Source organism: Streptomyces sp. NPDC030814 (assembly GCF_055572155.1).
Genome location: NZ_JBVIDX010000027.1, coordinates 19,097 through 30,230 on the forward strand (window position 1 = coordinate 19,097; position 11,134 = coordinate 30,230).

Consider the following 11,134-nt stretch of genomic DNA (forward strand, 5'->3'; position numbering starts at 1 on the left):
CCGTCGACGCCCGGAGCCCACCATGTCGGTCACCCCTGTCCTAGAGGCCGATGTCCTGCGACGGCAGGACCCCGAACTGGCCGACATCCTCCTCGGTGAGCTCGATCGGCAGTCGACGACGCTCCAGCTCGTCGCCGCCGAGAACTTCACCTCGCCCGCCGTGCTGGCGGCCCTCGGCTCACCGCTGGCCAACAAGTACGCGGAGGGCTATCCGGGCAGCCGGTACCACGGCGGCTGCGAGATGGTCGACGTCGCCGAGCGGCTCGCCGTCGAGCGGGCCAAGGCGCTCTTCGGGGCCGAACACGCCAACGTCCAGGCCCACTCGGGGTCTTCGGCCGTCCTGGCCGCCTACGCGGCGCTCCTGCGCCCCGGTGACACGGTACTGGCGATGGGCCTGCACTTCGGCGGCCACCTCACGCACGGTTCGCCGGCGAACTTCTCCGGCCGCTGGTTCGACTTCGTGGGCTACGGCGTCGAGGCCGAGTCGGGGCTCATCGACCGTGAGCAGGTGCGCACCCTCGCCCGTACGCGCCGCCCGAAGGCCATCGTGTGCGGCTCGATCTCCTATCCCCGCCATCTCGACTACGCGTTCTTCCGCGAGGTCGCCGACGAGGTCGGAGCCTTCCTGATCGCCGACGCCGCCCACCCCATCGGTCTCGTGGCCGGGGGAGCGGCACCCAACCCGGTGCCGTACGCGGACATCGTCTGCGCCACCACGCACAAGGTGCTGCGGGGGCCGCGCGGCGGAATGCTGCTGTGCGGGAGCGAGCTGGCCGAGCGCGTGGACCGGGCGGTGTTCCCGTTCACCCAGGGCGGCGCGCAGATGCACACCATCGCCGCGAAGGCCGTCGCGTTCGGGGAGGCGGCGACACCGGCGTTCACCGGGTACGCCCATCAGGTGGTCGCGAACGCCCGGGTCCTGGCCGAGGGGCTCGCCAGGGAGGGGCTCGTCGTCATCACCGGCGGCACGGACACCCATCTCCTCACCGTCGATCCGGCGCCGCTCGGGGTCGACGGCCGCACCGCCCGCGGCCGGCTCGCGGCGGCCGGGATCGTGCTGGACTGCTGTGCGCTGCCGCACGACGACGCCCGTGGCCTGCGGCTCGGCACGGCGGCGCTGACCACGCAGGGCATGGGGGAGACGGAGATGACGTACCTCGCAGGGCTCTTCGCACGGGTGCTGCGGGACGGCGGCGACGGCAAGCGGACGCGTGAAGAAGTACGGGACCTGGCCGGAAGATTTCCGCCGTATCCGCGCTGAGGTGGGGTAGACGCACCACTGCACACAGCATCACGTGCAACCATCGTCGCTACCCGGAAGTCCCCAACCATATGCGTGCATCGCTAGGGTGTGGGGCTGAGATGGCCAGCGAGACCTGTGGGGAAGCCCGTGCGTGAATACCTCCTGACGCTCTGTATCACGGCCGCGGTGACGTACCTGCTGACAGGGCCGGTGCGGAAGTTCGCGATCGTGGCCGGAGCCATGCCGGAGATCCGTGCGCGCGACGTGCACCGTGAGCCAACGCCCCGCCTCGGCGGCATCGCGATGTTCTTCGGCCTGTGCGCCGGGCTGCTGGTCGCCGACCACCTGACCAACCTCAGCGAGGTCTTCGCCGACTCCAACGAACCACGCGCGCTGCTGTCCGGGGCCGCGTTGATCTGGCTGATCGGCGTGCTGGACGACAAGTTCGAGATCGACGCGCTGATCAAGCTCGGCGGGCAGATGATCGCCGCGGGCGTGATGGTCATGCAGGGTCTGACGATCCTGTGGCTGCCCGTGCCGGGTGTCGGTATCGTCGCGCTGACCCAGTGGCAGGGCACCCTGCTGACGGTGGCCCTCGTCGTCATCACGATCAACGCGGTGAACTTCGTCGACGGGCTCGACGGCCTCGCGGCCGGCATGGTGTGCATCGCCTCCGCGGCGTTCTTCATGTACGCCTACCGCCTCTGGTACAGCTACGGCATCGAGGCCGCCGCCCCCGCGACGCTCTTCGCGGCCGTCCTGATGGGCATGTGTCTGGGCTTCCTGCCGCACAACATGCACCCGGCGCGGATCTTCATGGGCGACTCCGGCTCGATGCTGATCGGCCTGGTGCTGGCCGCCGGCGCGATCTCCGTCACCGGGCAGGTCGACCCGGACGCGATGAAGCTGTTCGGCTCGGAGCGCGACACCGTGTTCCAGATGGTGCCGGTCTACATCCCGCTGCTGATGCCGCTGACCATCATCGCGATCCCGGCGGCCGACCTGATCCTCGCCATCGTGCGCCGCACCTGGCGTGGCCAGTCCCCGTTCGCCGCCGACCGGGGCCATCTGCACCACCGGCTGCTGGAGATCGGCCACTCCCACAGCCGGGCCGTCCTGATCATGTACTTCTGGTCCGCGGTCATCGCCTTCGGCGCCCTCGCCTACACCGTGAACTCCGCGTCCATGTGGATCGTGCTGGGCATCGCCGCCCTCAGCGGCGTCGGACTCTTCCTCCTGCTGCTGCCCCGCTTCACCCCCCGCGCCCCCCGCTGGGCCGAGGCCTTCGTCCCGCCGCGCTACCGCCGTCGCCGGGTGGTCGCCGCCGAGGCGGCCCTCGACCCCACTCCGGACTGGACCCCGTCCCTCAACGGAGCCACGGCGCTCGGTGCCCGCGCCAAGGACGAGGAGCCGAGCCCGGCGGGTGCGCGGCGGTGACGCCTTCGGGCGGGCGGGGCCGCCTCATGGGGCAACGCCGCCAAGTGCAGCTCACCTGAGGGCAATTGAGCACTCCGCGCACCTGGACACGACTGCGTGGGGAGTGAGCCCGGACGGCCGGGGGGCGTGTGGCACCCGCACACGTCCCCCGGCCGTCCGTCGTGTGGGGGTCAGGGTCCCGCCCGCCGCTGACGCCAAGGTAAGAATCTGACTAAGCCTTTGCCGATGGCATGCAAGAACCTGGGAGGGCAAACCCTCCTTATACCAGACAAGTCGGCGCTGATTTTGCACAGACGGGCGAGTTCAGTCTCATGTGTGACGTCGTGCACACCGTTCAGGTAAAGACCTCATCAAATAGTTTGTGATACGGTTCACGAGAACCCCGGATGGAGCCGAAGGACCGCAGTGCGACGGTCCAGCGGCGTGAGATTTCCGCTCGCCCCCGGGGACTACGCTCGTCCATGACGACACCTGCCCCCTTAGTAAGCGGAGTTGCCGCCATGCCGTCCAATGACGTCCGGATCCTCCTTCAGGCCGCCGTGCCCACGGCTGCCGCCGGCGTGATCGCCGCCGTCATCAGCGGCGTGGTCGTCGGGGGCAAGGGGGCGATCGGCGCCATTGTCGCCGCGGTGATCACGATCCTCTTCATGGGAATCGGGCTCTACGTTCTGCAGCGCACTGCCAAATCGCTTCCTCACCTGTTCCAGGCGATGGGCCTGATGCTCTACGCGGCACAAATCCTGCTGCTGTTCATCTTCCTGGCCGCGTTCAAGAACACCACGCTCTTCCACCCCCGGGCCTTCGCGTTCACGCTCGTCGCCACCACCATCGTGTGGATCGGCGCACAGACGCGTGCCCACATGAAGGCCAAGGTCCTCTACGTCGAACCCGATTCCTCCACGGGCAACAAGCCCGAAAAATCGGGGCACTCGTCGTGAGGGGTAGGGGCGGGATAAGTGACCGCAGGAGATCCTGCTATCGTCCGGTGCCAACTGCGGCATCGCGGGCGCGGGCGATCGAGCTGACGCCTGCCCTAGTGCGAGGCTCGATGCCCCACAGCCGCCCCCACATCCGTAACACCAGTCCAGTGCCGACCCGCGGCTGCGCGCCGCGCCGACACAACGAGGTTGCCGTACCCATGCGCCACGCTGAAGGAGCCCGCGGTGAGTGCTGATCCGACGCAGGTGCTCGCCTTCGAGACCGACTGCCACATTTTCGACGGCTGTGGCTTCGCCGATGTCGCTCCGGGCCTGCACTCGTTCCTCTTCGAGCCCCTCTTGGGCCACCAGGACGACGCCGTCTACTTCAACAAGACGATGCTGCTGGCGCTGCTCGGCTCGATCATCATCGTGGGCTTCTTCTGGGCCGCCTTCGCCAAGCCGAAGGTCGTCCCGGGCAAGCTCCAGATGGTGGCCGAAGCGGGTTACGACTTCGTCCGGCGCGGGGTCGTCTACGAGACGCTCGGAAAGAAGGAAGGCGAGAAGTACGTTCCGCTCGTCGTCTCCCTCTTCTTCTTCGTCTGGATCATGAACCTCTGGTCGATCATCCCGATCGCCCAGTTCCCGGTCACCGCGATCATCTCGTATCCCGCCGTCCTGGCCGGGATCGTCTACATCCTGTGGGTCTCGCTGACCTTCAAGCGGCACGGCTTCGTCGGTGCCTTCAAGAACTTCACCGGCTACGACAAGTCGCTGGGCGGAGTGCTCCCGCTGTCGATGACCATCGAGCTCTTCTCGAACCTCATCGTCCGGCCCTTCACCCACGCCGTTCGTCTGTTCGCGAACATGTTCGCCGGCCACACGCTGCTGCTGCTCTTCACGATCGCCACCTGGTACATGCTCAACGGCATCGGCATCGCCTACTCCGCCGTGTCCTTCACGATGGTCATCGTGATGACCGCCTTCGAGCTCTTCATCCAGGCCGTTCAGGCGTACGTCTTCGTACTGCTGACCTGCAGCTTCATCCAGGGCGCTCTCGCCGAGCACCACTGAGAGACCCGACCCACCACCAGACATCCGGTGGCCAACCCCCACCGGTCATTGAAAGAGAAGGAAGAACCGGCATGTCCGCTCTCCAGACCCTCGCCGAGACTCAGATCATGGGCAACCTTGGCTCCATCGGTTACGGCCTGGCGGCCATCGGCCCGGGCGTCGGCGTCGGCATCATCTTCGGTAACGGCACCCAGGCCCTCGCCCGCCAGCCCGAGGCGGCCGGCCTGATCCGCGCCAACCAGATCCTCGGCTTCGCCTTCTGTGAGGCGCTCGCCCTGATCGGTCTGGTCATGCCGTTCGTCTACCCGGCCTCCTGACCAGGTTCGTCGGACCGCCCCTTTAGACGGAAGGCACTGATATGAGCCTGGTTAACCTGGCGGCTGGTGGGGAGGCCGAAAACCCCCTCATCCCGCCGATCCCCGAGCTCGTCATCGGCCTGATCGCCTTCGTCATCGTCTTCGGCTTCCTCGCCAAGAAGCTCCTCCCGAACATCAACAAGGTTCTGGAAGAGCGCCGCGAGGCCATCGAGGGCGGTATCGAGAAGGCTGAGGCCGCGCAGACCGAGGCCCAGAGCGTGCTCGAGCAGTACAAGGCTCAGCTCGCCGAGGCCCGGCACGAGGCCGCGCGACTGCGCCAGGAGGCGCAGGAGCAGGGCGCCGCGCTCATCGCCGAGATGCGCGCCGAGGGCCAGCGGCAGCGTGAGGAGATCGTCGCCGCCGGTCACGCCCAGATCGAGGCCGACCGCAAGGCCGCCGCTTCGGCGCTGCGCCAGGACGTCGGCAAGCTCGCCACCGACCTGGCCGGCAAGCTCGTCGGTGAGTCCCTCGAGGACCACGCCCGGCAGAGCCGCGTCATCGACCGCTTCCTCGACGATCTCGAGGAGAAGGCCGAGGCGACGCGATGAACGGAGCGAGCCGCGAGGCCCTGGCAGCCGCACGTGAGCGTCTCGACGCGCTGACGGACGCCACGTCCGTGGACGCGGCCGCGCTCGCCGACGAGCTGGCCGCCGTCACCGCGCTGCTCGACCGCGAGGTGTCGCTGCGTCGGGTCCTCACCGACCCGGCGCAGGCCGGCGAGGCCAAGGCCGAACTGGCCGGGCGCATCCTCGGCGGCCAGGTCAGCGGGACGACCGCCGACCTGGTTGCGGGTCTGGTGCGTTCCCGGTGGTCGCAGTCCCGCGACCTGGTGGACGCGCTGGAGGAGCTGGCCGCCCTGGCCGACCTCACCGCCGCGCAGACGTCGGGCACGCTCGACGACGTCGAGGACGAGCTGTTCCGGTTCGGCCGGATCGTCTCCTCGAACACCGGGCTGCGGTCCGCGCTGACCGACCGCGCCGCGAGCGCGTCGGCCAAGGGCGAGCTGCTCCGCAGCCTGCTCGGCGGCCGCGCCAAGGTCACCACCGAGCGTCTGGTGACGCGCCTTGTGACCGCGCCGCGGGGACGTAGCCTGGAGGCGGGACTCGAGTCCCTGTCCAAGCTCGCCGCGGAGCGCCGGAACCGCATGGTCGCCGTCGTCACCTCGGCGGTCCCGCTGAGCGACACCCAGAAGCAGCGCCTCGGCGCCGCCCTGGCGAAGCTCTACGGCCGCCCGATGCACCTCAACCTCGATGTGGACCCCGGTGTCCTCGGCGGGATCCGGGTGCAGGTCGGCGACGAGATCATCAACGGCTCGATCGCGGACCGACTCGAGGACGCCGGCCGCCGCCTGGCGAGCTGAGCAACTTCACACGCAGTACGTACCTACGGCCCGGTTGGGCCGTGCAGAGGATTCCTGGGGGTCGCCCCCAGACCCCCAAGTTGAAACTTCGGGCCCAACAAGGAGAGCAGGGAACCCAGATGGCGGAGCTCACGATCCGGCCGGAGGAGATCCGGGACGCGCTGGAGAACTTCGTCCAGTCGTACAAGCCGGACGCGGCCTCGCGCGAGGAGGTCGGTACGGTCACCCTTGCCGGCGACGGCATCGCGAAGGTCGAGGGTCTTCCCTCGGCCATGGCCAACGAACTGCTGAAGTTCGAGGACGGCACCCTCGGCCTGGCGCTGAACCTGGAAGAGCGCGAGATCGGCGCCATCGTCCTCGGTGAGTTCAGCGGCATCGAGGAGGGTCAGCCGGTCACCCGTACCGGCGAGGTCCTGTCGGTCGCCGTGGGCGAGGGCTACCTCGGCCGCGTCGTCGACCCGCTCGGCAACCCGATCGACGGCCTCGGCGAGATCGAGACGTCCGGTCGCCGCGCCCTCGAGCTGCAGGCCCCCACGGTCATGCAGCGCAAGTCGGTGCACGAGCCGATGGAGACCGGCTACAAGGCCGTCGACGCGATGACCCCGATCGGCCGTGGTCAGCGTCAGCTGATCATCGGTGACCGTCAGACCGGCAAGACCGCCCTGGCCGTCGACACGATCATCAACCAGCGCGACAACTGGCGCTCGGGCGACGTGAACAAGCAGGTCCGCTGCATCTACGTCGCCATCGGCCAGAAGGGCTCGACCATCGCGTCGGTCCGCCGCGCGCTGGAGGAGAACGGCGCGCTCGAGTACACGACCATCGTCGCCGCCCCGGCGTCCGACCCGGCCGGCTTCAAGTACCTGGCGCCGTACACCGGTTCGGCCATCGGTCAGCAGTGGATGTACGAGGGCAAGCACGTCCTCATCATCTTCGACGACCTGTCGAAGCAGGCCGACGCCTACCGCGCCGTGTCGCTGCTGCTGCGCCGTCCGCCGGGCCGCGAGGCCTACCCGGGTGACGTCTTCTACCTGCACTCCCGTCTGCTGGAGCGCTGCGCGAAGCTCTCCGACGACATGGGCAAGGGCTCGATGACCGGTCTGCCGATCGTCGAGACCAAGGCCAACGACGTCTCGGCGTTCATCCCGACCAACGTCATCTCCATCACCGACGGCCAGTGCTTCCTGGAGTCGGACCTCTTCAACGCCGGTCAGCGTCCCGCGCTGAACGTCGGTATCTCCGTCTCCCGAGTCGGTGGTTCCGCCCAGCACAAGGCGATGAAGCAGGTCTCCGGTCGTCTCCGCGTGGACCTCGCCCAGTTCCGTGAGCTGGAGGCGTTCGCCGCCTTCGGTTCCGACCTGGACGCCGCGTCGAAGGCCCAGCTGGAGCGTGGCCAGCGCATGGTCGAGCTGCTGAAGCAGGCCCAGTACGAGCCGATGTCCACCGAGGACCAGGTCGTCTCCGTGTGGGCCGGCACCACCGGCAAGATGGACGACGTTCCGGTCGCCGACATCCGCCGCTTCGAGAAGGAGCTGCTGGAGTACCTGCACCGCAAGGAGCAGGGCCTCATGACCTCCATCAAGGAGGGCGGCAAGCTCTCGGACGACACGCTGACCGCTGTCGCCGACGCGATCGCCGACTTCAAGAAGCAGTTCGAGACCTCGGACGGCAAGCTGCTCGGCGAGGACGCTCCGGCGGCCGTCAACGTCTCCAAGTGACGTAAGGAAGGGACCTGACTCATGGGAGCTCAGCTCCGGGTCTACAAGCGTCGCATCCGATCCGTCACCGCGACCAAGAAGATCACCAAGGCGATGGAGATGATCGCCGCCTCGCGCGTCGTCAAGGCGCAGCGCAAGGTGGCGGCCTCCGCGCCGTACGCGACCGAGCTCACGCGCGCGGTCACGGCGGTGGGCACTGGTTCGAACACCAAGCACCCGCTGACCACGCAGGCCGAGACGGTCACGCGTTCCGCAGTGCTGCTGCTGACGAGTGACCGCGGTCTGGCCGGTGCCTTCAACTCCAACGCCATCAAGGCGGCGGAGCAGCTGACGGCGCGGCTGGAGGCCGAGGGCAAGCAGGTCGACACGTACATCGTCGGCCGCCGTGGTGTCGCCCACTACAACTTCCGCGAGCGCAAGATCGCGGACCAGTGGACGGGCTTCACCGACGAGCCCTCGTACGCGGACGCGAAGAAGGTCGCGGCGCCCCTGATCGAGGCCATCGAGAAGGACACGGCGGACGGCGGCGTGGACGAGCTCCACATCGTGTACACCGAGTTCGTGTCGATGATGACGCAGCAGGCGCTCGACGCGCGTCTGCTGCCGCTCAGCCTCGACGAGGTCGCGGAGGAGAAGCCGAAGGGCGAGATCCTGCCGCTGTACGACTTCGAGCCGTCGGCGGAGGACGTCCTCGACGCCCTGCTGCCGCGCTACGTCGAGAGCCGTATCTACAACGCGCTGCTGCAGTCGGCTGCTTCCAAGCACGCCGCCACCCGCCGCGCGATGAAGTCGGCGACCGACAACGCGGGCGAGCTGATCAACACGCTCTCCCGCCTTGCCAACGCGGCCCGCCAGGCCGAAATCACCCAGGAAATCAGCGAGATCGTCGGTGGCTCCGCAGCCCTTGCCGACGCGACCGCGGGGAGTGACAAGTAATGACGACGACTTCTGAGACGGCCGTTGCCACGGGCCGCGTCGCCCGGGTCATCGGCCCGGTCGTCGACGTGGAGTTCCCCGTCGACGCGATGCCCGACATCTACAACGCCCTGCACGTCGAGGTCTCCGACCCGGCGAACGAGGGCGAGAAGAAGACGCTGACCCTGGAGGTCGCCCAGCACCTGGGTGACGGCCTGGTCCGCACCATCTCCATGCAGCCCACCGACGGTCTGGTCCGCCAGGCCCCGGTCACCGACACCGGCGCCTCGATCACCGTGCCCGTCGGCGACTTCACCAAGGGCAAGGTGTTCAACACCCTCGGTGAGGTGCTGAACGTCGACGAGCAGTACACGGGCGAGCGCTGGGGCATCCACCGCAAGGCCCCGAACTTCGACGAGCTCGAGTCGAAGACCGAGATGTTCGAGACCGGCGTCAAGGTCATCGACCTCCTCACCCCGTACGTCAAGGGTGGAAAGATCGGTCTGTTCGGCGGCGCCGGCGTCGGCAAGACGGTGCTCATCCAGGAGATGATCTACCGCGTCGCCAACAACCACGACGGTGTGTCGGTGTTCGCCGGTGTCGGTGAGCGCACCCGTGAGGGCAACGACCTCATCGAGGAGATGTCGGACTCCGGCGTCATCGACAAGACCGCGCTGGTCTTCGGCCAGATGGACGAGCCCCCGGGCACCCGTCTGCGCGTGGCCCTCGCCGGTCTGACCATGGCGGAGTACTTCCGCGATGTGCAGAAGCAGGACGTGCTGTTCTTCATCGACAACATCTTCCGCTTCACCCAGGCCGGTTCCGAGGTGTCGACCCTGCTCGGCCGCATGCCCTCCGCGGTGGGTTACCAGCCGAACCTGGCCGACGAGATGGGTCTCCTCCAGGAGCGCATCACCTCGACCCGTGGTCACTCGATCACCTCGATGCAGGCGATCTACGTCCCCGCGGACGACCTGACCGACCCGGCCCCGGCCACCACCTTCGCCCACCTCGACGCGACGACGGTTCTCTCCCGTCCGATCTCCGAGAAGGGCATCTACCCGGCCGTGGACCCGCTGGACTCGACGTCCCGCATCCTCGACCCGCGGTACATCGCGGCGGACCACTACACGGCCGCCATGCGCGTGAAGAGCATCCTGCAGAAGTACAAGGACCTGCAGGACATCATCGCGATCCTCGGTATCGACGAGCTCGGCGAGGAGGACAAGCTCGTCGTCCACCGTGCCCGTCGCGTGGAGCGCTTCCTCTCCCAGAACACCCACGTCGCCAAGCAGTTCACCGGCGTCGACGGGTCGGACGTGCCGCTGGACGAGTCGATCGCCGCGTTCAACGCGATCATCGACGGTGAGTACGACCACTTCCCGGAGCAGGCGTTCTTCATGTGCGGTGGTCTCGAGGACCTCAAGAAGAACGCGAAGGAGCTCGGCGTCAGCTGACGCCCGGCAACTCGTGAACAGTGGGGGGCGAGACCACACCTCTAGGGGTGCGTCCCGCCCCTCTCTGCACTCCCTCTAGAATTGAACCCAACACCCGGCGGAACCGCCGGGTGGTGACCCGAGGAGCCACTTTGGCTGCTGAGCTGCACGTCGCGCTGGTCGCGGCCGACCGAGAGGTCTGGTCCGGCCAGGCCACCCTGGTCGTCGCGCGCACCACGTCCGGCGACATCGGCGTCATGCCCGGTCACCAGCCGCTGCTCGGTGTGCTGGAGTCGGGCCCGGTGACCATCCGTACGAGTGAGGGCGGCACCGTCGTCGTCGCCGTGCACGGCGGTTTCATCTCGTTCGCGGACAACAAGCTGTCCCTGCTGGCCGAGGTCGCCGAGCTGGCCGACGAGATCGACGTCCAGCGCGTCGAGCGCGAGCTGGAGCGGGCGAAGGCGGAGGGCGACGCCGCCGCCGAGCGCCGCGCGGACGTCCGACTGCGGACGGTGTCGGCGCGCTGAACGGGTGCGCCGTGTGATGCTGTATCTCAGCCGCGGGGGGGGGGGGGGGGGGGGGGGCGGGCGGGGGGGGAGGGGGGGGGAAAAAGGGGTGGTTTTGAATTTTCTTCCTCTGGGGGGGGGGGGGGGGGGGTTGGTGGGTCTTGTTCTGAGT

General features: G+C 68.2%; 11 protein-coding genes. All 11 read left to right on the plus strand.

Annotated features, from left to right (window positions below; translation table 11 throughout):
• Nucleotides 1-22: 22 nt before the first annotated feature.
• The 11 genes from ACZ43N_RS35610 to ACZ43N_RS35660 all read left to right on the plus strand — a co-directional run bounded on the left by ACZ43N_RS35610 (nt 23) and on the right by ACZ43N_RS35660 (nt 10,983).
• Nucleotides 23-1,261: a serine hydroxymethyltransferase gene (locus tag ACZ43N_RS35610; protein ID WP_468103186.1), complete on the plus strand. Its 1,239-nt coding sequence runs from the start codon at nt 23-25 to the stop codon at nt 1,259-1,261.
• A gap of 129 nt (nt 1,262-1,390) precedes the next feature.
• Nucleotides 1,391-2,680 carry an MraY family glycosyltransferase gene (locus tag ACZ43N_RS35615; RefSeq protein WP_468103187.1) on the plus strand — a complete coding sequence of 430 codons (1,290 nt, stop codon included), beginning with the start codon at nt 1,391-1,393 and terminating at the stop codon, nt 2,678-2,680.
• A 500-nt stretch (nt 2,681-3,180) separates the two neighbouring features.
• Nucleotides 3,181-3,618 carry a hypothetical protein gene (locus ACZ43N_RS35620; RefSeq protein ID WP_468103188.1) on the plus strand — a complete coding sequence of 146 codons (438 nt, stop codon included), beginning with the start codon at nt 3,181-3,183 and terminating at the stop codon, nt 3,616-3,618.
• A 225-nt stretch (nt 3,619-3,843) separates the two neighbouring features.
• Complete coding sequence (gene atpB / locus ACZ43N_RS35625) at nt 3,844-4,671, plus strand: F0F1 ATP synthase subunit A (RefSeq protein WP_468103189.1); 828 nt, start codon at nt 3,844-3,846, stop codon at nt 4,669-4,671.
• Nucleotides 4,672-4,742: 71 nt separating this feature from the next.
• Complete coding sequence (locus tag ACZ43N_RS35630) at nt 4,743-4,988, plus strand: ATP synthase subunit c family protein (protein WP_468103190.1); 246 nt, start codon at nt 4,743-4,745, stop codon at nt 4,986-4,988.
• A gap of 41 nt (nt 4,989-5,029) precedes the next feature.
• Nucleotides 5,030-5,575, plus strand: a complete 546-nt coding sequence (locus tag ACZ43N_RS35635) for a F0F1 ATP synthase subunit B (protein WP_055514830.1) — start codon at nt 5,030-5,032, stop codon at nt 5,573-5,575.
• Complete coding sequence (locus ACZ43N_RS35640; protein WP_468103191.1) at nt 5,572-6,387, plus strand: F0F1 ATP synthase subunit delta; 816 nt, start codon at nt 5,572-5,574, stop codon at nt 6,385-6,387. The genes ACZ43N_RS35635 and ACZ43N_RS35640 overlap by 4 nt, the downstream gene beginning before the upstream one ends.
• A 119-nt stretch (nt 6,388-6,506) precedes the next feature.
• The gene (gene atpA / locus ACZ43N_RS35645) at nt 6,507-8,105 is read left to right on the plus strand and encodes a F0F1 ATP synthase subunit alpha (RefSeq protein ID WP_468079249.1); all 1,599 of its coding nucleotides are present in this window, start codon (nt 6,507-6,509) and stop codon (nt 8,103-8,105) included.
• A gap of 21 nt (nt 8,106-8,126) precedes the next feature.
• A complete protein-coding gene (locus ACZ43N_RS35650) occupies nt 8,127-9,041 on the plus strand; it encodes a F0F1 ATP synthase subunit gamma (protein WP_468103192.1) in 915 nt (304 codons plus the stop codon).
• Nucleotides 9,041-10,477, plus strand: a complete 1,437-nt coding sequence (gene atpD, locus ACZ43N_RS35655) for a F0F1 ATP synthase subunit beta (RefSeq protein WP_107466616.1) — start codon at nt 9,041-9,043, stop codon at nt 10,475-10,477. The genes ACZ43N_RS35650 and atpD overlap by 1 nt, the downstream gene beginning before the upstream one ends.
• Before the next feature lie 131 nt (nt 10,478-10,608).
• Entirely contained in the window at nt 10,609-10,983 is a 375-nt protein-coding gene (locus ACZ43N_RS35660) for a F0F1 ATP synthase subunit epsilon (protein WP_055514820.1), read from the plus strand.
• Nucleotides 10,984-11,134 lie beyond the last annotated feature (151 nt).